This is a genomic window from Gordonia crocea, from assembly GCF_009932435.1.
Taxonomy (GTDB): Bacteria; Actinomycetota; Actinomycetes; order Mycobacteriales; family Mycobacteriaceae; genus Gordonia; species Gordonia crocea.
Map to the genome: position 1 here is coordinate 1,250,133 of NZ_BJOU01000001.1, position 23,231 is coordinate 1,273,363.

16 protein-coding genes are annotated in these 23,231 nt (G+C 66.2%); 7 read left to right on the top strand and 9 right to left on the bottom strand.

Features of this window, described 5'->3' with window-relative positions:
• Window positions 1-65 precede the first annotated feature (65 nt).
• The 3 genes from nbrcactino_RS05970 to nbrcactino_RS05980 all read left to right on the top strand — a co-directional run bounded on the left by nbrcactino_RS05970 (window position 66) and on the right by nbrcactino_RS05980 (window position 3,915).
• On the top strand, window positions 66-2,270 hold the full coding sequence (locus nbrcactino_RS05970) for an MMPL family transporter (protein WP_161926524.1): 2,205 nt from the start codon (window positions 66-68) through the stop codon (window positions 2,268-2,270).
• A 10-nt stretch (window positions 2,271-2,280) separates the two neighbouring features.
• Window positions 2,281-2,991 (top strand): TetR/AcrR family transcriptional regulator, encoded by a 711-nt coding sequence (locus nbrcactino_RS05975; protein ID WP_161926525.1) that lies wholly within the window; start codon window positions 2,281-2,283, stop codon window positions 2,989-2,991.
• Between the two features lie 81 nt (window positions 2,992-3,072).
• Complete coding sequence (locus tag nbrcactino_RS05980; RefSeq protein ID WP_161926526.1) at window positions 3,073-3,915, top strand: Bax inhibitor-1/YccA family protein; 843 nt, start codon at window positions 3,073-3,075, stop codon at window positions 3,913-3,915.
• A gap of 62 nt (window positions 3,916-3,977) precedes the next feature.
• On the opposite strand, the gene nbrcactino_RS05985 is transcribed toward nbrcactino_RS05980, so the two are convergent.
• Window positions 3,978-5,201: an acetyl-CoA C-acetyltransferase gene (locus nbrcactino_RS05985; protein WP_161926527.1), complete on the bottom strand. Its 1,224-nt coding sequence runs from the start codon at window positions 5,199-5,201 to the stop codon at window positions 3,978-3,980.
• Window positions 5,202-5,224: 23 nt separating this feature from the next.
• Window positions 5,225-6,166: an SGNH/GDSL hydrolase family protein gene (locus tag nbrcactino_RS05990; protein WP_161926528.1), complete on the bottom strand. Its 942-nt coding sequence runs from the start codon at window positions 6,164-6,166 to the stop codon at window positions 5,225-5,227.
• Window positions 6,167-6,254: 88 nt separating this feature from the next.
• Here nbrcactino_RS05990 and nbrcactino_RS05995 point away from each other — a divergent pair, with 88 nt between their 5' ends.
• From nbrcactino_RS05995 to nbrcactino_RS06005, 3 genes are all read left to right on the top strand, one after another.
• Window positions 6,255-7,667 carry a cystathionine beta-synthase gene (locus tag nbrcactino_RS05995; protein ID WP_161926529.1) on the top strand — a complete coding sequence of 471 codons (1,413 nt, stop codon included), beginning with the start codon at window positions 6,255-6,257 and terminating at the stop codon, window positions 7,665-7,667.
• Entirely contained in the window at window positions 7,660-8,811 is a 1,152-nt protein-coding gene (locus nbrcactino_RS06000) for a cystathionine gamma-synthase (RefSeq protein WP_161926530.1), read from the top strand. The genes nbrcactino_RS05995 and nbrcactino_RS06000 overlap by 8 nt, the downstream gene beginning before the upstream one ends.
• A 95-nt stretch (window positions 8,812-8,906) precedes the next feature.
• Entirely contained in the window at window positions 8,907-9,320 is a 414-nt protein-coding gene (locus nbrcactino_RS06005; RefSeq protein WP_161926531.1) for a hypothetical protein, read from the top strand.
• Between the two features lie 25 nt (window positions 9,321-9,345).
• On the opposite strand, the gene nbrcactino_RS06010 is transcribed toward nbrcactino_RS06005, so the two are convergent.
• Genes nbrcactino_RS06010 through nbrcactino_RS06020 form a run of 3 tightly spaced genes read right to left on the bottom strand, consistent with a single transcriptional unit; the run spans window position 9,346 to window position 12,751 of the window.
• Window positions 9,346-9,837, bottom strand: coding sequence for an SRPBCC family protein (locus tag nbrcactino_RS06010; RefSeq protein WP_161926532.1), 492 nt, complete (start codon window positions 9,835-9,837; stop codon window positions 9,346-9,348).
• A gap of 53 nt (window positions 9,838-9,890) precedes the next feature.
• Complete coding sequence (locus tag nbrcactino_RS06015; RefSeq protein WP_228460699.1) at window positions 9,891-10,523, bottom strand: TetR family transcriptional regulator; 633 nt, start codon at window positions 10,521-10,523, stop codon at window positions 9,891-9,893.
• A gap of 2 nt (window positions 10,524-10,525) precedes the next feature.
• Window positions 10,526-12,751 carry an MMPL family transporter gene (locus tag nbrcactino_RS06020; RefSeq protein WP_161926533.1) on the bottom strand — a complete coding sequence of 742 codons (2,226 nt, stop codon included), beginning with the start codon at window positions 12,749-12,751 and terminating at the stop codon, window positions 10,526-10,528.
• 163 nt (window positions 12,752-12,914) lie between these two features.
• Between nbrcactino_RS06020 and nbrcactino_RS06025 the strand changes: the two genes are divergently transcribed.
• Window positions 12,915-13,283 (top strand): helix-turn-helix domain-containing protein, encoded by a 369-nt coding sequence (locus tag nbrcactino_RS06025; protein WP_161926534.1) that lies wholly within the window; start codon window positions 12,915-12,917, stop codon window positions 13,281-13,283.
• Window positions 13,284-13,296: 13 nt separating this feature from the next.
• Here nbrcactino_RS06025 and nbrcactino_RS06030 read toward each other — a convergent pair whose 3' ends face one another.
• The 4 genes from nbrcactino_RS06030 to nbrcactino_RS06045 all read right to left on the bottom strand — a co-directional run bounded on the left by nbrcactino_RS06030 (window position 13,297) and on the right by nbrcactino_RS06045 (window position 23,222).
• Window positions 13,297-15,159 (bottom strand): hypothetical protein, encoded by a 1,863-nt coding sequence (locus tag nbrcactino_RS06030; protein WP_161926535.1) that lies wholly within the window; start codon window positions 15,157-15,159, stop codon window positions 13,297-13,299.
• A 9-nt stretch (window positions 15,160-15,168) separates the two neighbouring features.
• Window positions 15,169-18,543, bottom strand: a complete 3,375-nt coding sequence (locus nbrcactino_RS06035) for a DUF499 family protein (RefSeq protein WP_161926536.1) — start codon at window positions 18,541-18,543, stop codon at window positions 15,169-15,171.
• Between the two features lie 118 nt (window positions 18,544-18,661).
• Entirely contained in the window at window positions 18,662-20,194 is a 1,533-nt protein-coding gene (locus nbrcactino_RS06040) for an HNH endonuclease signature motif containing protein (protein WP_161926537.1), read from the bottom strand.
• 238 nt (window positions 20,195-20,432) lie between these two features.
• Window positions 20,433-23,222, bottom strand: coding sequence for a DUF1156 domain-containing protein (locus nbrcactino_RS06045; RefSeq protein ID WP_161926538.1), 2,790 nt, complete (start codon window positions 23,220-23,222; stop codon window positions 20,433-20,435).
• Between the last annotated feature and the right edge of the window lie 9 nt (window positions 23,223-23,231).

Sequence of the window (23,231 nt, forward strand, 5' to 3'; positions counted from 1 at the left end):
CGCTCCCGTTGACACAGCGGGTTATCGCCGATAACTTAACGGCGATAACCAACTTCTAGGGGGATGTGGTGGAACGACTGACCAGAGCGGTACTCGCCGCTCCGCGCACCGTGCTCGTCGGGGCGCTCGCGCTACTCGTACTGTTCGGGCTCTACGGCGGCGGGGTCGCCTCGCACCTGCTGTCGGGCGGGTTTGAAGATCCGCATGCTGAATCCGCGCAGGCGACGAAGATCCTCGAGGACGAATACCAGCGCGGCGGCATCCCGGTCATCTTCAAGATCGACGCCCCCAACCGCGATGTCACCGCCGACCCGGTGGTCGGCCGCGTCGGCAAGCAGTTGGTCGAGGACCTCAAACAGTACGACTTCATCCAGGACCCGGTCCTGTCGATCTGGACCGACCCGGTCGCGGCGCGCAACCTGATCAGCAAGGACAAATCGTCGACGTTGGTCGTCGTGCCGCTCGACGGCGGGGAGGATGCCGCCCCGGGGCATGCCGAGGACCTGGCCGAACGGTTCGGCGGGGAGCGTGACGGGGTGCGGATCACCCCGACCGGGCAGGGCAAGGTCTTCGCCGACACCAACACCCAGGTGTCCAAGGACCTGTTCCTGGCCGAGGCCATCGCCATCCCGATCAGCTTCATCGCCCTGGTGATCATCTTCGGCGGCGTCATCGCGGCCCTGCTGCCGTTGGCCGTCGGCATCTTCTCCATCGTCGGCACGCTGGCTCTGCTGCGGGTGTTCGCCCTGTTCGCCGACGTCTCGATCTTCACCATGAACCTCGCCACCGCGATGGGTCTGGCCCTGGCGATCGACTACACCCTGCTGATCATCACCCGCTACCGCGAGGAGGTGGCGGGCGGCCTCACCCGGGAAGCCGCGATCCACCGTGCGATGGCCACGTCGGGGCGGACGGTGACGTTCTCCGCGATCACCGTCGGCCTGTCCTTGTCGGGCCTGCTGCTCTTCCCGCAGTACTTCCTGCGCTCGTTCGCCTACGCCGGGCTGGCGGTCGTCGTGGTCGCGCTACTCGGCTCGCTGGTCATCACCCCGGCGCTGCTCAAGGTGCTGGGCGACCGGATCGACGCGCTGGACCTGCGTAAGCCGGTGCGGCGCGCATTGGGCCGGCCCGAACGCGGGTTCGTGCCCACCGAGCAGACCTGGTGGTACCGGTTCGTCCAGTGGGTGTTGCGCCGGGCGGCGCCGGTCATGCTCATCACGACCGTGGTCCTGCTGATCCTGGGCGCACCGTTCCTGTCGATCAAACTCGGGTTCCCCGACGACCGGATCCTGCCGACGTCGCACGCGTCGCGCGTGGCGATGAACGAGATCCGCGACGACTACGAGCGCAAACTCGGCGGCGAGGTCACGATCGTCATCACCGGGTCCACCGACGCGGCGGTCGACGACTACGCGGCCCGGTTGTCGAAGGTGGCCGACGTCGACGCGGTGACGAGTCCCGACGCGCTCTTCGTCGACGGCCGTGCGGCCGCCCCGCGCAAGTCGGAGGACCGGCACGGCGAGTACCGCATCCTGACCGTCACCTCCAACACCGATCCGCTGCAGGATTCGGGCAAGACGCTGCTGGCGAACCTGCGCGAGGTCGCCAAACCCGACGCCGACGTGAAGTTCACCGGCACGGCGGCCGCGACCGAGGACACCGTGGCCTCCATCTACCGCCACCTCCCGTGGGTGCTGCTGTGGGTCGCGGTGACGACGTTCATCCTGCTGTTCCTGTTCACCGGCAGTGTGGTGCTGCCACTCAAGGCGCTGGTGCTGAACCTGCTGTCGCTCTCGGCCACGTTCGGCGCGATCGTGTGGATCTTCCAGGACGGCCACTTCGGCGCGCTCGGCACCACCGCGACCGGGTTCATCACCGCGACGATGCCGATCCTGATGTTCTGCGTGGCCTTCGGATTGTCGATGGACTACGAGGTGTTCCTCCTCGGCCGCATCCGGGAGGAGTGGCTCAAGTCCGGCAAGACCCGTGCCGACAGCGACCACGCGGTGGCCTTCGGCCTGGCCAACACCGGGCGGGTCATCACCGCGGCGGCCCTGCTGATGGCGATCGTGTTTGCCGCGATGATGGCTTCGCAGGTCTCCTTCATGCGCATGTTCGGCTTCGGACTCACCATCGCCGTTCTGATGGACGCCACGCTGATCCGGATGCTGCTCGTCCCGGCGTTCATGCGGCTGGCCGGGCGGGCGAACTGGTGGGCGCCGGCACCGTTGCGCAAGCTGCACGACAAGATCGGACTGTCCGAATCGTGAGGGCGGCGGAATGACTCGTCGGGCGCGGTCCCCGCGCGGGTCGGGAGAGCAGTTGCGCGGCGAGATCATCGATGCCGCCGCCCATCTGCTGGAGGACCGCGCGGACGCCGAGGCCGTCTCGATCCGTGCCGTCGCCGACCGCGTGGGGGTGAGTCCGCCGGCGATCTACCTGCACTTCACCGACAAGGAGGCGCTGCTCGACGCGGTGTGCGGGCGCTACTTCGACCAGCTCGACGAGGCGATGGCCGCCGCGCAGGCCCAACACACCCATCCGCTCGATCGAATGCTCGCCCTGGGGATGACCTACGTCCGGTTCGCCGTCGCGCACCCGGCGGTCTACCGGTTCGCGTTCTGCCCGTCGGGGCCCGAGGGCACGCCGGTGGTCGACGAGGCGTTGCGGACGGCGGCATTCGGCCGTCTCGTCGACGGCGTGGTCGGGCTCGTCGAATGCGGTTGGTACGAGTCCGACGGGGTGGACGAACTGGAGGCGGCGCTCGAGTTGTGGGTTGTCGCGCACGGGGTCTCGTCGCTGATGATCACCAAACCCGACCTGCCGTGGGGCAGCGAGTTCCAGGTCGCCGAATCCGTCATGCGGGCGGCCTGCCTCGGACGCGGGGTCATGCCGTTGGTGGGGGACAGTGCCTCCGGAGCCGACGTCGAGCGGGCCGTCGGGGTCCTCCGGTCGCACTCCCGCGACGACGGAAAGGTCAAGAAAGGGTAAAGTCGGAACTGATCGGCGGCTCCGCGCGTTACAGACAATGATGGAGCCACGAGCGTTCCCCCCAACCTAAGGAGCCATGCTGTGCGAGAGTCCAGCAACCCCGTGATGCGCGGCGTCGTCCGCGACAACGAGAAGAATGCGCCGTACGCCGGCTTCGGCCAGATGGCCGCCGGTGCGCAGAGCGTCGTCCTCGACGCCGCCGGTCAGCCGCAGTACGCGCCGGTCCAGTCCGGCCGGTCGATGACCATCGACGACGTCGTCACCAAGACCGGGATCACCCTCGCGGTCCTCACCGCGTTCGCGGTCGCCACCTACGGCGTCATCCAGGTCGTCCCGGGCCTGACCTTCCCGCTGTGGGGGATCGGCATGATCGGCGGCCTGGTCCTCGTCCTCGTCGCGAGCTTCGGCCGCAAGCAGGACAACCCCGCCATCGTGCTGTCCTACGCCGCTTTCGAGGGGCTGTTCGTCGGCGCGATTTCGCACGTGTTCGCCAACCTGGTCGTCGGCGACAACATCAACGCCGGCGTCTTGATCGGTCAGGCCGTCCTGGCGACCTTCGGCGTGTTCTTCGGCATGCTCGTGGTGTACAAGACCGGCGCCATCCGAGTCACCCCGCGCTTCACCCGGATGATCATCGCCGGCATCATCGGCGTCGTCGTCCTGATGCTCGGCAACCTGGTCATCAGCTTCTTCACCGGTGAGCCCTGGGTCCTGCGCGACGGCGGCCCGATCGCCATCATCTTCTCGCTGGTCTGCATCGGCCTCGCCGCCTTCAGCTTCCTGATCGACTTCGACCAGGCCGACCGCCTCATCCACGCGGGCGCGCCGTCGAAGGCCGCCTGGGGCGTGGCGCTGGGCCTGACCGTCACCCTGGTCTGGCTCTACACCGAGATCCTGCGCCTGTTGAGTTACTTCAACGACTAGCGACAGCACCAAACACAGCGGGCCCCGAGGATTTCTCCTCGGGGCCCGCTGGTTTTAGGTGATCAGCTGAGGCGCTCGAGCACCATCGCCATGCCCTGGCCGCCGCCGACACACATCGTCTCGACGCCGAAGGTCTTGTCGTGGGTCTGCAGGTTGTTCAGCAGGGTGGTGGTGATGCGGGCGCCGGTCATCCCGAAGGGGTGGCCGAGGGCGATCGCCCCGCCCGACACGTTCAGCTTGTCGTGGTCGAGGCCGAGTTCCTGGGCCGAGCCCAGAACCTGGACCGCGAAGGCCTCGTTGATCTCGAACAGGTCGATGTCGGAGACCGACTTGCCCGCGATGCGCAGCACCTTGCGGACCGCCTCGATCGGGCCGAGGCCCATGATCTCGGGGGAGAGCCCGGTGGCCGCGGTGGCGACGACCCGCGCCAGCGGGGTGAGGCCGAGCTCCTTGGCCTTGGTGTCGCTCATGATGACGAGGCCGGCCGCCCCGTCGTTGAGGGGGCAGGCGTTACCGGCGGTGACGGTGCCGTCCGGGCGGAAGACCGGCTTGAGCTCGCTGAGCTTCTCGTAGGTGGTGCCGGCGCGCGGGCCGTCGTCGGCGGTCACCTGGGTGCCGTCGGCCAGCGTGACCGGGTCGATCTCGCGGGCGTAGAAGCCGTTGGCGATGGCCTGCTCGGTGCGGTTCTGGCTCAGGACCGCCCAGCGGTCCTGGTCCTCGCGGGAGATACCGGTGAACGAGGCGACGTTCTCCGCGGTCTGGCCCATCGGGATGTAGACGTCGGGCAGCAGGCCCGCGTTGCGCGGATCCACCCAGGTGCCCGCGCCGCCCTCGGCGGCCTTCACGGTCCGGGCCTCCGCCTCGGCGAACTCCGGGTTGTGCGAGTTGGGGTTGCCGTCCGCGGCGCCGGAGACGGCGAAGGAGGAGACGCTCTCGACGCCACCGGAGATGATCACGTCGGCCTCACCGGCCCGGATGGCGTGCATCGCCATGCGGGTGGTCTGGAGCGAGGACGAGCAGTAGCGGTTGACCGTCACACCGGGGACGTGGTCGAGGCCGAGTTCGACCGCGATGACGCGGGCGATGTTGTACCCGCCCTGGCCGCCGGGCTGGCCGATGCCCCAGTGGATGTCCTCGATGTCGGCGACGTCGAGCTGCGGGACCTTGCCCAGCAGGGTGGCCACCATCTGGCGGCTCAGCTCGTCCGGGCGGACGTCTTTGAGGGATCCCTTTCCGGCGCGGCCGATGGGGGAGCGGGCATGGGCGACAATCACTGCTTCTGGCATGATCGCTACCCTACCCGGGTCGGTCAGCGGTTCGAACCAGACCGGAGCAAACGCCGGAAACGGTTCACCAGGCGCCGCGACTCGACGGCCTCGGAGACGACGGGCGGGTTGGGCAGCGGACCGCCCCACTCGCCGACCGCGTCGAGCACCTCCGGCAGCAGAATGCTTGCCGACAGGGCGTAACCGGCCGCCGACGGGTGGTAGTTGTCCGGCGAGAACATGTGCTCGGGGCGGGCGAGGAACTCCTTGGCCAGCACGTCGGCCAACGGCACCGCACGGCCGCCGTGGGAGCGGACCGCCCCTCGCTGGGCGGCGGCCAGCCGCAGGCTGTACTGCCGGATGACCCAGCGCAACGGTTGCGGGATGGCGGTGACCACGCCGAGGTCCGGGCAGGTGCCGACGACGACCTTGGCGCCGGCGTCGACGAGGAGCTGGACCGCCTCGCCGAGGCGCCGGGCCGACGAGTGGACCCGGTTGACCGCGGTGACATCGTTGGCGCCGATCAGGATCACCGCGACGTCGGGCCGCGACTTGGTGATGAGCGACGCGTCGATCTGGGCGGCCAGGCCTTTGGACGTGGCGCCGACGATGGCCTTGTTGCTGTAGCGGACGATCTTCCCGGTCTCGCGGACCAGGTTGCGAACGATCTGCACACCCGGCGTCTCGTCGGCAGTGTCGACGCCGAGCCCGGCCGCCGTCGAGTCCCCGTACACCGCCAGGTGCAGGTCCACCTCGGTACCGCGGGTGAACGGGATCGGCCCGCGGCCGTCGGGGTAGTAGACGCCGTCGCCGTTGGGGGCGTTGTCGGTGCGGCGCGGGATGACCTGTCGGGCGTGGGCGGCCTGCGAGTTCAGGTAGCTGTAGGCCGCGTAGGACGCGGCGGCGCTGGCGCCGGCGGCGACCACGGTGGCGCCGACGTCGCGGAGGAGTCGATCGACCTTCTCCCCGGAATCAGCTGACGGCACGATTTCAACCTTACTGGTTTCGCGCGATCATGCCCGACAACGGCGGACCCGGTGTGCCCGGGCGCCGCTGGGGTGCGACGATAGACGTATGCGCATCGCCAATCACGTGATCGATTTGGTCGGCAACACGCCGCTGGTCAAGCTGAACTCGGTGGTCGAGCCCGGGTCGGGCACCGTCGCCGCCAAGATCGAGTACCTCAACCCGGGTGGCAGTTCCAAGGACCGCATCGCGGTCAAGATGGTCGACGCGGCCGAGGAGGCCGGACTGCTGAAGCCGGGCGGGACCATCGTCGAGCCGACGTCGGGCAACACCGGGATCGGGCTGGCCCTCGTCGCCCAGCAGCGCGGGTACAAGTGCGTCTTCGTCTGCCCGGACAAGGTCAGCGAGGACAAACGAAACGTCTTGCGCGCCTACGGCGCCGAGGTGGTCGTGTGTCCGACGGCGGTCGCGCCGGAAGACCCGGACAGCTACTACAACGTCTCCGACCGGTTGGCGCGGGAGATCCCGGGCGCGTGGAAGCCCAACCAATACGTCAACCCGGCCGGACCGGCCAGCCACTACGAGACCACCGGTCCGGAGATCTGGCGCGACACCGACGGCAAGATCACCCACTTCGTCGCCGGCGTCGGCACCGGCGGCACCATCACCGGCACCGGCCGGTACCTCAAAGAGGTGTCGAACGGCGCGGTCAAGGTCGTCGGCGTCGACCCCGAGGGGTCGGTGTACTCCGGCGGCTCCGGGCGCCCCTACCTGGTAGAGGGCGTGGGCGAAGACTTTTGGCCGCAGGCCTACGACCCGAGCGTCCCCGACGAGATCATCGCCGTCTCCGACGCCGACTCCTTCGAGATGACGCGCCGCCTGGCGCGCGAGGAGGGGCTGCTCGTCGGCGGTTCGTGCGGGATGGCGGTCGTGGCCGCCCTGCAGGTCGCCAAGCGCGAGGGCCCCGACGCCCTCGTCGTCGTCCTCCTGCCCGACGGCGGGCGCGGATACCTCGGCAAGATCTTCAACGACGAGTGGATGAGCAGCTACGGATTCCTGCGCTCGACGCTCGACGGCAAGCACGCCGCCGAACCCACCGTCGGCGACGTGCTGCGCGGCAAGTCGGGCCAGCTGCCCGACCTCGTCCACACCCACCCGCAGGAGACGCTGCGCGACGCGATTGAGATCCTGCGCGAGTACGGCGTCTCGCAGATGCCGGTCGTCGGGGCCGAACCGCCGGTTATGGCGGGGGAGATCGCCGGCGCGGTGACCGAGCGCGACCTGCTCTCCGCCGTCTTCTCCGGCGAGGCGAGCCTGGCCGACCCGGTGTCGAGTTTCATGGGCGAGGCATTCCCGCTGATCGGTGCCGGTGAGCCGGTGTCCGCCGCGACCGCCGAATTGAGCATGTCCGATGCGCTGATGGTCGTCGAGGACGGCAAGCCGATCGGCGTCATCACCCGGCACGACCTTCTCGCCTTCGTCACCAAGAACCCCGTTGTTGGAGGAAAGCAGCATGACTGATCAGGACCAGGCCGGCTTCTCGACCCGCGCGATCCACGCCGGTTACGAGCCCGATCCGCAGACCGGCGCGGTCAACGTCCCGATCTACGCCAGTTCGACCTTCGCGCAGGACGGCGTCGGCGGGATGCGCGACGGCTTCGAGTACGCCCGCACCGGCAACCCGACCCGGCGCGCCCTGGAGGCCAACATGGCCGCGCTCGAGGGCGGCCGCTACGGCCGCGGCTTCTCGTCGGGGATGGCGGCCACCGATGCGACGCTGCGCGCCACGCTGCGCCCGGGGGACCACCTGGTCATCCCGAATGACGCCTACGGCGGCACCTTCCGACTCATCGACAAGGTCTTCGGCCAGTGGGGCATCACCTACTCGGTGGCCGCGGTCAACGACGTCGACGCCGTGCGCGCCGCGATCACCCCGCAGACCAAGCTGGTGTGGCTGGAGACCCCGACCAACCCGTTGCTGAACATCGGTGACATCGAGGCGATCGCCGCCGTCGCCCACGAGGGCGGCGCGAAGCTGGTGGTGGACAACACCTTCGCCTCGTCGTACCTGCAGCAGCCGCTGAGCCTCGGCGCCGACATCGTGCTGCATTCGACGACGAAATATCTCGGCGGGCACTCCGACGTGGTCGGCGGCATTCTGGTGACCGATTCGGCCGAGATCGACGAGGCAGTCGCCTTCCTGCAGAACGGCGCGGGGGCGGTCCCCGGACCGTTCGACGTCTATCTGACGCTGCGCGGGATCAAGACGCTCGCCGTCCGGATGGACCGGCACAGCGACAATGCGGAGAAGGTTGTCGAGTTCCTCGGCACGCACCCGAAGATCGAGAAGGTGCTCTACCCCGGCCTGCCCGACCATCCCGGCCACGACGTCGCGGCCAAGCAGATGAAGCGGTTCGGCGGCATGGTGTCGGTGCTCGTCGCCGGTGGGAGCGAGGGCGCGCAGGCATTGTGCGCCGGGACCTCGGTGTTCACCCTCGCCGAGTCGCTCGGCGGTATCGAGTCGCTCATCGAGCACCCGGCTGCGATGACCCACGCGTCGACCGCGGGTTCGCTGCTCGAGGTCCCCGACAACCTGGTGCGTCTGTCGGTCGGCATCGAAGACGTCGACGACCTCATCGCCGATCTGGACCGCGCCCTCGGCTGATTCGAGTAGTGCGCTACTCGTTCGCTCGGCGATGGCAGGCGCCATTCTCGGGAGACGCCCCGAAAGGGGTCATCCCCGACTGAATGGAGAGTCCCATGAAAGCCATCCGAACCGGCATGAGCGTTGCGGCGGTGGCCGCGGCAACCCTCGGCGGCGCGGTCGTCGGCGCACCCGCCCACGCCGCGATGGAGGTCCGCTACACCGGCGGTGAGTCGACGGTGGCCGTGCGAATCATCGGCGTCGGCACCATGATCCAGTGCACCGCGGGCGTTGTGCGCGGTGGCGGGAAGATCACATACAGCGGTAAGGGCACGGCCTGGAACGGTGCCGGCGGCATCATCGAGTTCACCATTCCCAACGTTGCGCCCGGAAAGTACTACGGGAACCAGGTGAGCTGCTCGAACGGTGCGGGGATTCCCGCCGGTACGACGCCGGTCTACGTCGGGAAGGACCGCGAGCTCTACAAGTTCTTCGACAACGCGGGCAGTTCGTTTTTGATCCCCACGTAGGACTGGCCCCCACGGAGGACGGGCCTCAGCTGAAGTGCTTGACCGTGTCGTTCTCGACCGACCCGAACGCCAGTGACGAGATGCGCGAGGACAGTGCTGACGGTAGGGCGATTCCGCCGAGCCGCAGCGCGAAGCGCCACACGATGTGGCTCCCACCGTCGGTGCCGAGGGTGACCTCGGTGAGTTCGCCGAACTGCTTCATCCCCGGTACCGAGGCGCCCTCGACGTAGAAGGCGTGTCGGTAGCGGTGGGCTGAGGGATCCTCCTCCCAGAGGAAGAAGTTCTCGTGCAGTGTCACCCCGCCGGTCAACGTCGCGGTGCGTGTGGTGCCGGGGCCGTACGGCTGGGGGCTGGTGTAGGTGACCCGCTTCAGGGCGCGGCACCAGTCGAGGGTGTTCTGGCGGGTGAACTCCGACCACACGTAGTCGGGATCGGCGGGCACCGCCACGTCGATCGTGTACTGCATGGGCGCCTCGTCGAAGAAGGGCTCGGTGAAGGGGGTCAGGCCAAAGGGCATGAGTGGGAGTGTATCGCCGCGAACCGGCGCACCGGGGCGGGTCGCGGCGCTGACTAGATACGGTCGTGCGTCTCGTCGGATCCCTGCTTGGTCGGCATGGGGAGCCCCTGCTCGAGCAGGTCGATCGCCTCGAGGAGCTCGGCCATCCCCACGGCGTGATCGGCCTGGGGTTCGGCGTGGGCGATGTAGAACATCACGCCGCTGATGGCGGCGACGAAGGCCCGCAGGTGCAGATCGGTGGTCGGCACCCCGGTGTAGTCCGCGATGAACTCGGTCGCCTCGGAGATGATGCGCTCGGTCTCCACCTGGCTGGAATAGCGCAGGTGGGGATCGGCGTGGATCAACGCGATCCGGTCGTAGTTCGCCACCCACTCGTCGGCGATGCCGAGCTCGTACATCCCGGTGACCATCCGTCGCACCAAGTCGAAGTGGTTGAGCCCCGGGGGGATGGCGGCGAAGGTCGCCTCGCGTTCGGCCCGCAGGTCGTCGCCGATGATGACCTGTTCCTTCGACGTGAAGTAGCGGAAGAAGGTGGTGTGCGAGACGCCCGAGGCGTGGGCGATCTGCTCGACCGTCGTCGACGAAAACCCTTGTCGGGTAAACAGTTCCAACGCTGCGGCGCGGATGGCGGCGCGGGTGCGGGCCTTCTTCTGGGCCCGCACCCCGCCGCCGGTCGTGCACTGCACTGCTATGCCGCCGCGGGCTGCAGTCCCCGGTCGCGGACTGCCTCACCCTCGATGTCGAAGTTGACGACCACCTTGTCCAGCCACTTGGGCAGGCCCCACGCACGGTCGCCGAGCAGGGCGATCACCGCTGGCACGACGGTCATGCGGATGATGAACGCGTCGAAGAAGATCGCGATCGCCATCGAGAAGCCCATCATCTTCGCCATTGTGTCCGGCGCGAGCATGAAGGCCGAGAACACGCTGATCATGATGATGGCCGCCGAGGTCACGACGCGGGCGCCGTGGCGGTAGCCGGCAATGATGGCGTCCTTGGCGGTCATGCCGTGGATGTACTCCTCGCGCATCCGTGTCACCAGGAACACCTGGTAGTCCATCGCCAGGCCGAAGACCACGCCGATCAGGAAGATCGGCAGGAACGACAGCAGCGGCTTGGTGTGATCGATGAGGCCCAGCGACCCGTCTTGGAAGAACCAGACCGTGGCGCCGAACGTGGCGAGCACCGAGAAGATGAATCCCAGCGTGCCGATCAGCGGGACCCACAGCGACCGGAAGACGCCGATCATGATGAGGAACGCGAGGCCGACGACCACCAGCAGGTAGGGGATGAGGGCCTTGTCGAGCTTGGCGGTGAGGTCGGCCATGATCGCGGTCTGGCCGCCGACGTGGATCTCGCCGCCCTTGGCCTCGATCTGCGGACTCAGCGCCCGGATGTCCTCCACCAACTGGTGGGTGGCCTCCGACGACGCCGCGCTGGTCGGGGTGACCAGGATGAGTGCGGTGTTCGCGTCGACATTCGGGTTCTTCGCGTCCTTCCCGTTGCCGATCCAGGTCAGCAGCGCGGGGTTGACCACGTTCTTGTCCATCTTCTGGATCTGTGCGACGGCGGTGTTCGCGGCAGCGGTCACGGTGCCTTGTTCGGTGTGGACGACCACGAACAGCTCGGCGCCGGTGCCTTCGCCGAACCCGCGCTTGAGCAGTTGCTGGCCGGCGACCTCGTCGTCGGAGACGGTGTCCATGCCCAGCTGCATGTGGCTCATCGGGATGGCGGCGACGGCGAGGATCGCCAGCCCGCCGACGATGAACGGAATCGGGCGTTTGACGATGGCGCGGCCGTACTTCACACCGAGGGTGTCCCCGGTTGCCGACTCCTCGGCGTGGCGGATCCACGGAATCTTCGGCGAGAAGGCGTATTTGCCGGTCGCGCCCAACAGGGCCGGGATCAACGTGAGGCCGGCCAGGACGGCGACGGCGACCGCGATGGCGGCGCCCAGACCCATCTGGGTGATCAGCGGAATCCCGATGACCATCAGCGCGGCGACGGCGACGATGACGGTCAGGCCGGCGAAGACGACGGCCGAGCCGGCGGTGCCGACGGCGCGCCCGGCCGCGTCAGCGGGATCACCGCCCCGGGCGCGTTCGGTTCGGTAGCGGGTCACGATGAACAGGGCGTAGTCGATCGAGACGGCGATACCGAGCATCGTGACGATGGCAGTCGCGGTCTGGTTGACGGTCATGAACTTCGACGAGACCATCAGCAGCATCATGGTGAGGCCGACGCCGACTATGCCGGTGATCAAGGGGATGAACGCGGCGACGATGGCGCCGAACGCGACGATCATGACGACGAAGGCGATGGCGAAACCAATCATCTCGGCCTTGCCGGCCTCCTCTTGGGCTTGCATCACGCCCAGGGTGGCCTCCACCTGAAGCCCGTTGCCCCGGTGTTTGTCGAGGACTTCCGTGAGCGCCTCTTTGTCCTTGGGTTTCAGGTCCATCACGTTGAGCTTCTGGTGGACCGTGATCAGACCGACGCGACCGTCATCGCCGAGGACCTTGCCCGCCATCGCGGGCATCGCCTTCGCGGCGAGGACCGGGTTGACGATGGTGCTCTTGTCGGCGACCTCCGGGAGGCCCTGCAGGTCGGCCACCAGCTTGTTGATCGCGTCGACGTGGTTGGCCAGTTTGTCGGAGGGGTTGTTCTTGTCGGTCGCGATCAAGACGAGGGTGTTCGCCTCGGTCTGCGACTTGGTCAGTTCGGAGAAGTGCTGCTCCATCTGCTCCATGGCGACACCGCCGTCGGTGCCGGGCAGTTCGAAGTCCTTGGAGAACTTGGGGTTCAGGCCGGCGATGAGACCGGCGAGGATCGCGAGTGCGGCGACCCACGCGCCGATCACCCACCACTTGTGTCGGAAGGAAAAGCGTCCCAGGGAGAACAAGTATGACGACATGCCAACAAGTGTTACTGACTAACACTTTTTCGCGCAACCGCTGATTGCCGACGGTGGCGAGGCTCACGTCGACTGGGCCCTCGATCCCGTCGACTGGGCCCTTCGGGTCGGCACACATCACGGTGTGCTGACAATGAGGTGTGGTTGAACGAGATTTGAACGCGTGCCGAAACGAGTCCGCGGACCCCTGGATTGGGGATCATATGCGAACTCGTTCGCGTTCCGATTGGTGCAGGTCAGACGCCACAGGGGCTTGACCCAGGAGGCGCTCGCACACGAGACCGGCCTTCATCGGAATCAGATTTCCAACCTGGAACGGGCGCGCAGCAATCGCGAGCCCTACATCTCCGACCCGCAACTCTCGACGGTCTACCGGTTGGCCGTGGCGCTCAACGTCCCGCCGTCGTTGTTGCTTCCCGACGTTGGGTCCCTACTGCCGGAGCAGTCCCCGGAGCTGACCGATGGGTCGCGGGTGGAGAGGGAGCTCTTCGAGCGCCTCAAGCGTGAACCACATGAGGAGCTGGACGAATAGCAGCGTCGCAGGCCTAGGTCGTGCGGAAGTTCTCCAGGTGCTTGCCGATGTAACCGACGTAGATCATGCCGGACTGGGCCGCGTCGTTGTAGTAGTGCAGCCGCGGGCTGATCATGCCGTACTTCGCGATTGCGACGTGGGCGCCCATGAAGACCTTCCCGGAGGGGGCAACTGACTCTGGAACGGGGAAGGTGCGGATCTTTCCGTACTTGGAGTGGTTCTCGGTATGCGGCGTTTCACCCGCTTTGTGGCCGGTCAGTCCCATGTAACCGGACGGAGTATTGCTGGCGTACTCATCCACGGAGCCTTGAAACTCGCTTGCTGCCCGAAGACAGGCGTAATCGTTGAGCGCTCGGAGGATGTTCCAGGTCTTCTTCGCCCAAGTTCCGAGCGGATCATGGTCATCTAGATTGATGGTCGGCTTCGTCTCGCCGGTGAAGACGACATGATCGAGCTCCGCGATGCGGGCGAGCAAGTCGCGAAACGATTCGGGAGGAACGTCGAGGTCCGTGGTTTCTGTCACCCAGTTGGCGGTGCCGTGGTCCAACTTAGCCAGTTCACGGCGCAGATGGCGGAGTTCACGATTGGCCTCGTCGAGGGTCTGCTGGGCTACTGCGTGGTCGAGCCGGGCGTCGTCCAGCTCTGTCTGGAGCTCTGTCGATTGGTCCTCGAGTAGTCCGCGCTCAGCCTCTACCGATTCCAAGCGTCGACGGAGGAAGCCGATATTCTCACGATACTTAATTCCATCCACTGCGGCAGATACGAGGCTGTTGACAGAATCAATCGACAGTTCTGCCTTGCCCGCCACCTTCTCCAGCCCGAGGCGGAGGGCAGTCAGTACTGCGGGGGCGAATCCCGTCGCCTTCTTCGATGTCTGGGCGTCGTCTGTGTCGGCCGTGATCTCGGTGGCTTGGACCGTCGCTGCTGGAATCTCGTTGGAAGTAGTGGAAAGTGATCCCCGTGGCGCGGCGCTGGCGCGCTCGATAACTGCTTCATCGAGTAGGGCACGCAAGCGCCGGTCGATTCGAATCAGCTCGTTCGGCAATGGCAACTGCGTCGAGTTGCGGAGGGCAGCGTTGCTCAGAATCCCGGCCACGCCGCGGTCGTCGGATGATGCGATTCGGCCCGTGCTGAGGACACGGTGACGCAGGGCATCGTCGGGACTGCTGAAATCGGGTTTGGGATAGAACGTCCGGATGGTCCAGGGGCGTACGCCGTGTGTCTGAGGCAGTCGGCGGTTCAGTTCGCGAGTGGCTTCGGGATCAAGTACGTATGCGGTTGCCAGGCCGTTCGTCCCCTTCAGCAGCTTCGTGACGTACTCGACCCATTGGGGCATTGGGACCAGATCCTCGTCAGACCCGGCGAGAAAAATGAGGCCCCGGCGATTCTCGTCGTCCAACGCGCCGTAAATGGATTCGACATCGTCGGGGTACGCGCGTGTCGGCGTCGCTGGTGCGCGATAGCCACCGTCGAGTGCATCGATCACTTCACCGATGTTTCGGATGATCCGCGGAGCGGCGGGGCGCCTATCTCCAGGCGCATAGAGATCGACCCAGACGACTCCCGACCTGTCGCGGTGGAGGAGAGTGGTGATCTGAGTGGTCCAGGTGCCGGTTGATTCTGACTGCGTGAACCGCCAGCGCGCGATGACGCTGTCGTCTTGCCGTTGCTCCTCGACGAAGGAGGCGTGGACACCAGGAGCTACCGCAGCGATGCCCGGATCGGCAACGGCCTCGGCGTCCCACCGCTTGGACACGCACCACGAACGGACTTGCTCACGAACCTTGTCGACGAGTTGCGGATCGTGCGCGACGCTGACGAGTGACCGACAGCCGAGGCGAGTGGATTCCCGTGGAAGGGTGTCGCTGGCTGTCATTCGCCGCTCCTATTCGAACTCGTTCTGTGTGAAGCGCAGGGTTGCGCCGTTCTCGCGGACGGTGCGGACCACGTTCTCCGGGAAGCCGCCCGGGGCAGTGGTCTCAATGTCCAAGGTGATCTGAACACTAGCCCCGGCGACTGACAGGTGCTGGAGGACTTCGGCGTGGATCTCGTTGAAGGCCTTGGCCGGCAGATTCGGATCGAGGGTGACCGACCCGAAGTAGCGCGTCTTGGGCTGATCGGGGGCCGGTCCCGGTGAGGGTGGCCGAGGGTCTCCGCTGTTGCTTCCGGCGCCGTCTGTCTGCGGCTCGTTGTCCTTGTCTCCGCTGTCTTTGTCCCCGTCGTCCCCATCTCCGTAGTCCTTGACTTCGTCGGTGCGCTGCGCCTGCGCGATCGGCGGCTTGATGATCAACGTCGATTCGACGATGTGCGCGGCTTCGGCATCGCGAGGCAGTCGGAGTCCGACGAAACGCCCGGTTTCGGCGCTGTAAGCGTCGGCGAAGGCAAAACCGTCTGTTTCCCAATACATTTCGTCGTCGACGGAGAGTAATCCGTCGAAGAGGGTCTCCCGGTCGCGAAGGCGGGTGAGGTAGGGGTAGGTGGCGTAGTACGAGTGCAATTCGCCAGCGGTGATGCTGCCGTTCTCCCATGCCGGCGCCAATGGTCCGTCGAGGTCCATCCGGATGAGCCGGGCGGCGCGTGCCGTGGCGATCTGGTCCTCAAGTTTGCGGGCCGTGCGCTCGATGAGGTCGGTGGTGGTACCGCCGGTCGACGAGCTGTCGATGGAGTAGGTGGCATCTCCGGCACCTTGCGTGGGATAGATACCCCAGACGTAGGTGTCGAGCAGACGAGTGTCCACGATCTCGCTGACCTGGTCCATGCGGACCTTTGCCTGCTTGGTTTGTTGTCCGCCCAGGCCGAGGCTTTCGGCGTTCTGGTGCACATAGCGCCACGCGATGAAGTCGCGCACCGCCTTGTCGAGTTCGGGGGCGCGTTTGGCATCGGCGGCCACGAACACCACCGAGTTCTTGAAGGTTCGGTTGCCGTCGCCGCGGTGGTCGACAACGTCCTTGGCCCAGTCGAGGGCGGTGCTCGCCGCTGCCCGGGCCGAGTGGGTGACCTTCATCGGCACGATGACCAGACGGGTGCTGGCCTCGTCGGGAACCTCGGCCGAGGACGCCGGACAGACGTGGACGGCGGCGAACGTCCGGTCGCGGGTGGCTTTGCGCGCGTCGGTAAGGCGGCGGTCGACCTCGGCCCACACATCGGCGTCGCGCAGGTTGTCGGCGTGGTCCCGCGCGGCCCGCGTCGTATTCGCTTGGGTGTCATACCAAAAGCGAGACGCCTCGGTGTACAGGTAGGTCGACCGGTTGGTCAGATGGTCGAGAGCAGAGTGGAAGTTGCCCGGGGTGTCGCCGGGGATGGCCGTGCCGAGGAAGATTCGAGGTTTGTCGACGCCCTTGTGTGCCGTGTGCAGCGCCGGCGTCGCGGCCATAAAGACGGTGCGGGCCAGGCGCTCGGCGATGCCGCGTTTGCCGAAAACGTCGTTGTCTTTGTCGACCTGGTAGGGCACCGAGCTGGTCCCGGCCACGTCGCTGTCGATGATGGGTCCCCAGTTCTCATCGAGGTAGTAGCGGATCTCGTCGACGAAATCAGAATTCTCCAAGGGCACCCCGCCGGGAAGGATGAGGGGGGCCTTGTCTTGGTCGCGCCACAACGACCCGACGATCTGGTTCATCACCCGCAGCACGCCACGAGTCCGTTGGAAGCGGTCGAGGGTGGACCAATCTTCGTAGAGCCGGTCGAACAGCTCGGGATGGATCGGGTAGCACTGCTTGATCCGGTCGGCATAGGAGTTGTCGCGGACCTCGCTGGGGAAATCCGCGGAGTGCTTGCGATAGAACTCGACGACGCTCTTGGCGATCGCCCCGATCTTCGTCATGGCTTCCGCGTCGGGCGTGGTGAAGATGCGGCGCCGGACGATCTCGAAACTCTCCTGCGCGTTGGCCGGCTGCCATTGGTCGGCGGTGCGTCCGACGATCTGCCGCAGCCGCATCAGCGCCTCACGGCCGAACTCGCCGCCGACCTCCTCGTCGGAGATCTGATCGTCACCGGGATTCGACGACGCGGGGATCGAGATGACCACCTGGACGCCCTTGGTGGCCTTGGCGGCTTCAGTGAGTGTCTGGGCAAAGGTGAACTGGGTGTCGAAGTCGCCGGCGGGTAGTCCCGATGCGTTGACGAGTTGGCGTGCGTAGGCCACCCACTCGTCGATGAGAATGACGGCAGGGGAATACAACTCGAAGAGTTCGCGTAAGGCAGCACCCGGGCTGGTCGACGTGCGGTCGGCGTCGGCGACGATGTCGAAGGCGTCCTGACCGCCCAGCTGCCACGCCAGCTCGCCCCAGATGGTCCGGATGCCCGGTCGGCCGTCACGGGTATCAGGCTTGGCGGGTTCGAGCTGATTACCGACCAGCGCGACCCGGCGGATTTTCGTCCCGCGCAGCTCGTCGAGCGGGGCGGCCAGGGCGGCGACGTCGTCGGGGTAGGCGGAACTGGGGGTATCGGAGGCGAGATGCCACAGCGCGAGCATCGAGTGGGTCTTGCCGCCACCGAAGTTGGTCTGCAGATTGACGACGGGGGAGGCGTTGAGATCGCCGGATAGGCGGGCGACGTTGCGCTTGATCAAGTCCCGTAGGCCGTGGGTGAGATAGGTGCGTTCGAAGAACGGGACGGGGTTGGTGTACTCGGGGTTCTTCTTGGCGTCGGAGTTCGGGTTGGCGACGGAGTAGAGGTCGGCGGCGAACTCGGCGGCATTGAAGTCTCCGCTCGCGACGTCGGGGTGCGGGGAGAGGACCTCGCGCCACGGTGGGAGGTGTTCCGACCCGACGGCGAGGCTGGGATTGTTGCGGGCGGTGTTGGCATCTTCGCGGTCGTGGGCGATGCGGACCACGTCGTTGCGCAACTTGCGCACTTGCTCGGCCTCGGCGGGGGCACCGATGGCCAGGAGGAAGCGCTCGGTGGTGTCGAGGGCGCGCTGGGTGTCTTCGTTGGTGAAGGGTTCGTTGTGCGCGTCCTTGTTCCGGATTTCGCGCACCTCAGTGGCCCAGCTCATCTGAACGCGGGAGAGGGGACCGTCGAAGGGGTACCACCCGCGCCGGACGGCATTCGGGATGTTCTCGGTGAGCAGGCGTAGCCCGACCATCGGGTCGTCTGGGTTATATGCCTTGTCTGTTGGCGCGCCCTTGCCTTGGTCTCGGAGACGAATGAGGTCTACCCAGGAGCTCTCGCCCAGATCGGGCTTCAATACCTGGGCGATGAATCGGTTCAGCGCCGGACCGAGCAGATCCATCGACTTGTGGACGCGATCCCGATTGCTCATAGCCACTACAGCTTCCTGCCTTCACAACTAGTTGTGTATCTGTTACCAGTATTGAATCAGGAACCTCTGACGCAGCAGCAGGCTGGCAGTGGCAGTGGCAGTGGCAGCGATCAGCGCGTCAGTACGGTGGGTCGTCGGGCAGCAGTGGCGGGCCTTGACCGGCGACTCGGGCCTTGTGGTTGGCGGCTAGCCGTTTGCTTTCGTTGCGGTGGTGCTCGCGCTCTTTGCGGTTGCGGTTGCGTTCGGCTCGTCGGCGGGCGTGCTTGCGATCGAGGCGTGACGTGACCCGCCGGGACTTTGCCTCCGGATCACCGACCGGACGGCCGGGAGGAACCTCGGGGCCAGCGGTGGCCGCCGCCGCGTCGGGTGCGTGCCAACGGTAGCGGCCCAATCCGTTAAATAGATGTTCATTGTTCTCGTCGGCACCGTCGATGGTGACACCTTCGGGCGTCGTCCAGCTGATGTGGGTGTGTCCGTCTGCGTCGGTGTCTTGGTCGTCGGTCCAATTGCCCACGGTCTTGAGTAGGTGGTGAAACTTGCACTTGCTGTTCAGGTTGGTCGGGTGGGTAGTGCCACCGGCGGCCGGGTCGGCATGGTTGTATTCGACGACATGATCAACCTCGGCGATGAACGCCGGCCGGCCGCAGCCCGGTGCGGTGCAGCGGCCGTCACGAATCCGCACGAACGTGTCCAGCGCGCGCGAGGGTCGATACGTGTTGGCTGGTTGGTGCAACGGCAACGAGAGACGATCGGGTGCCGATCGTGAGCCAAGGGGCTTCACCAGAGTGTTCGGGCGGGACAGAATGTCGCGGATGTGAGCGGCGCTGAGCACTCCGTAGCCATCCATGAATCCCGGATTGTCCGCGGTTGACTCGGCGGTGGCGGCGTCGGTAACGACATGCACCACGATCTGACCGGCGGTGTCGGTCCGCAGTTGCCCTGGGCGGGGAATGTCGGCAGGGCAGTCATCCCGGTCGCATTCGCAGTTGAACCGCTGACCGGCCAGCAGAGCGTAGAAGGCGTCGCTGGCACGAGCAGCCTTGCTACGGCCATCATTGGCGCACACGGTTGCGGCGAGGGCGTGAACGGCAGCGTGGGCGATCGCTGCGTTCTCCGCACTCATTGACGCTCCCAGGTTCGCCATGCCATGCGATGTCGCATTGTTCCACGTCGTCCGGTTGGCCACGCTCTTCTCCCGGGCACGACGCACCGCGTCCGGATCGATCCGGAACACCAGCCGATCAGCCAAATCTCGGATGCCCGTCAGCGAGTAACCGCCGCGCTTGCCGCGGATCGCTGCCGCGAGTTCGGCGTCGGCGATCCGTACTTCCTTGTGGTCGAGCAGTTCGGTGCGGGTGATGATCATCCGCACCTGCGCCGCGGTGATCAACCCGTCACGCAAGCACAGTGCGACCTGCGGGAGCCGGTCGCGCAGCGACATACCTTGAGCCAACAGGTTCTCCGCCCAGCCCTGCGACACGCGCATCGTCATCGCCAACCGCGCCGCGGTCTGAGTATGGGCGTCGAAGAGGTCCAACTCCACCTCGGCGCCTGCCCCGGCGACCGCGGCAGCATCGGTCATCTCGGCCAGCACCATATCGAAAAGTTCCGCCGCACGCAGATACCGCAACCAGGCGGCGTACGACTCCACCCAGTCGCACGCCCCGATACCCGCCACGACCGCCGCCGCGTCACCCGCACCGCGACCGGCCGCGAAACCGGCCATCACCTCCGACACCCGCTCCCATACCGTCGCGGCATCCGCAGTCGACGAGGGCGAGTCGCTCTCGGCGGCCACACGCTGGGTGGCATCGGTGCGGGTCATCTGCTCCATGATCCAATGCTACTCGAACATACGAGCTAATGCAACACCTGTTGTGCGGAATCGATCAGAGTAAAGTGCCCTGGGTACCGGCGGTTTCTGCGCCGCGAGCGATGTCGTTCCACGCCGCGCCGAGCTGGTTGAAGTCGACGGCGAGTGCGGTCTTCTTGCGGTCCTCGGCGAGCTTGAACAGCAGACTCGCCAACTCGCGGCACAGGTCGCGGTCGACGGTGCCCGGGACCTGGCCGAGCAGGGCCGAGGCGGCCGGAATGCCGTCGGTCGCCAGGGCGCGAGTCAGGTGCATGACCACCTCCCATTGGCTGATCGCGTCGTCGCCGGAGGGGTCGTAGTCGGCCGGCATATCGCGCGGCGCGATCAAGGCGGCCTTTCCGCCGCCCTTCGTCAGGATTCCGGAGCGTTCCACGTGGTCCAGCGAAATGCCGCGACCGTTGGCGATGTTCTCCGCATCGCCGAAGACCCCGGTGCCGAAATCGTGCTGGCGGAACCAGGTCAGCGCGAAGCGCGTCTCGGCGTCGAAGTTGTTCTCCAACTCGGTGAGGACTTCGTCGAGGATGACGTTGATGCGCTGCAGGGCGGTGCGCACCGTCATCGACGAGCCGTCATCCTCCATCACCCGGCTATAGCGGGAGAAGACGGCCATACCGGGGCCGATCGCCGCCTGCGGGAGGTCGACGGGGGCAATCGACCCTTGCTGGAGCTCTCGAAGCTTCTGCGGCAGTTCGGATTTGAGGGCGGCGGTAAATCCACGACGGTCAATCCGCGGTGCGTTCTCCGGACGCGGACGCAATGCGAGGACGATTGAGGAGGCGAGGGCGTTGGTGCCCTGGCTGAGCATCCGGTTGCCGAGCTCGGACCGCATCGGCCACGTGGCGGTGATCTGCCAGCCGGACGTGATCATGCCCTCCAACAGGGTCTCCCAACCGGTCGATGCTTGACCGTCCTTGGAGGTGTCCTGCTGCTTGAAGGCGTAGTAGACGGTGATCGGGAAATCCGGCAGGGCGTTCTCCCGGGCTCGACGGAAGACCTCGCGAAAGCCGTCTTCGAAGAACTCTTGGGCGCCATCCTTGCCGCCATGACGGTAGGGATTCGCGACCAGTTCCTCGGCCTTGGGGACGAGCATGGTCGAGAGCAAGGAGGGGTGGACGTCGCTCAAGGACCGCCGTAGCCACACGTAGAAGAAGTCCGACAGATCCGAGTAGCCGATGTTGTCGTAGTAGGGCGGGTCCGTCGAAAGCCCGGTTGTGGGTCGATTGACCGCTTCGAGTGCTGATGCGGATCGCGCGAAGCCTTGGTTGGTGGCTGGGGTTCTCCCGCAAGCCGATGAGGTCCACCTCAATTGACTGTCATAGCCCCCGGATGAGGCTGAGAATGGTGAGCACTCAGCCAGATCCCAGACCATCGGAATGGCTTGGCGGCCGAATGTGTTTCGCATCTTTTCGCCGGTGTTGTGCCAGCTGCAAACTGCGGACCAGTAGTCTGCGCAGCGGCTGTTGACCAAACCCAAGTATGTAGCCACCGCATCGGCGTAGGCGGCAGCGCCGATGCCACCAGCTTCGAGGCGGTCACCCGTTGGCATCCCGGCCGCGCGGGCATCGGCGAGCACTCGCTCTCGAGCTTCGCTGACCAGGTCGCTGAAGGTGGTCAGTGCGGTGAGCTGGCGTGGGGTGAAGAGGTCGGCGAACTCGGTTAGTCCGTAGACCTTCGTATTGAAGTTGCGTGGGTTGTCAAAGATCGATCCGGGCGGCGCCGTCGCAGGCCGTTCCACGTTGGCCGCGCTTTTATGCTCGGGAGTTGGTGCGAGGTAGATGCGGCGGCGATCGCCCTCGGCGACGGTTGCCATGAGTTGGGATCCCATCCGGCCGGCCCGGCCTTCGGCGCGGATGTACTTCAATTCAACTGCTGACCCGCAGCGCACGCAGGTTGCCCCCTGGCGTCCGACGGTCCCATCGGTCTCCGCCGTTGGGGCTTTTGCCGGATCGTGGTCGATCTCGAAGCGCACGGTCTTGCCCTCGATCACCGGGACGACGTAGGCCTCCTTGCCCTTCTTCTTGCCCAGCCACCACTTGCTCGTCAGTGGCATGGCGATCCGGCACTCGGGGTTGGGGCAGGTCACCGTACGGGCCCAGATCCAGGCGATGACCGTGGCCTTGGTCCCGTCGGGCAGCGACGCCTTCGGGTAGAGATGCCCGATCCGTTTCTCGGCTTCATCGCGCATCCATTGGCCGTAGCGCCGGACGTCCTCGGCCAGGCCGGTGGCTCGTGGCCAGTCCTGAAAGGTCTCGTCGGCGGCACCGGGGAACACCGGCCGCTGACCGGCGAATTTCGGTGGGATCTCAATCAGCGCCTTGTTGATGAGCACCGCCACGGGATTCAGGTCCGACGCGTGGGCTTCCAATCCGAGGCGTTGGGCTTCCAGTGGAATCGACCCGCCGCCGGCGAAGGGGTCGAGGATGGGTGGCGGGTTGCCGTCGGTGGATTCCAGGATCTTTTGGTATGCCTCGCGCAGCAGGGCCTCATCATTGGAGTTCTCCCAGACGACGAGCCGTTCCATCAGCTCGAACAGTTTCTTGCGTTCGAGTTCTTGGTCTTCGACGGTGGGGTACAGATCGGGTCGCGAAGCCGGATCATCAACGAGTTGTGCAAACAACACCGCACGTGAGGTTGCCAAGGGCTTACGCGACCACCACAGGTGCAGGGTCGACGGATGACCGTGCCGGATCGACTTCTCCCGGGCCGACTCCTCGTTGATCTTCTGTAGCGGAATGCTGACCTCGATGAGCTTGCGCCGCTCGGCGGCAGGAATCGATGAACCAACATGATGTGCAGACGTAGACACGGATATCCC

Excerpts from the sequence above, each read along its gene's own strand:
- nbrcactino_RS06000 (WP_161926530.1), top strand. The coding sequence starts at position 7,660 with ATGACTGATCAGGACCAGGCCGGCTTCTCGACCCGCGCGATCCACGCC.
- nbrcactino_RS06035 (WP_161926536.1), bottom strand. The coding sequence starts at position 18,543 with ATGAGCAATCGGGATCGCGTCCACAAGTCGATGGATCTGCTCGGTCCG.
- nbrcactino_RS05995 (WP_161926529.1), top strand. The coding sequence starts at position 6,255 with ATGCGCATCGCCAATCACGTGATCGATTTGGTCGGCAACACGCCGCTG.
- nbrcactino_RS06005 (WP_161926531.1), top strand. The coding sequence starts at position 8,907 with ATGAAAGCCATCCGAACCGGCATGAGCGTTGCGGCGGTGGCCGCGGCA.
- nbrcactino_RS06030 (WP_161926535.1), bottom strand. The coding sequence starts at position 15,159 with ATGACAGCCAGCGACACCCTTCCACGGGAATCCACTCGCCTCGGCTGT.
- nbrcactino_RS05985 (WP_161926527.1), bottom strand. The coding sequence starts at position 5,201 with ATGCCAGAAGCAGTGATTGTCGCCCATGCCCGCTCCCCCATCGGCCGC.
- nbrcactino_RS06010 (WP_161926532.1), bottom strand. The coding sequence starts at position 9,837 with ATGCCCTTTGGCCTGACCCCCTTCACCGAGCCCTTCTTCGACGAGGCG.
- nbrcactino_RS05975 (WP_161926525.1), top strand. The coding sequence starts at position 2,281 with ATGACTCGTCGGGCGCGGTCCCCGCGCGGGTCGGGAGAGCAGTTGCGC.
- nbrcactino_RS06020 (WP_161926533.1), bottom strand. The coding sequence starts at position 12,751 with ATGTCGTCATACTTGTTCTCCCTGGGACGCTTTTCCTTCCGACACAAG.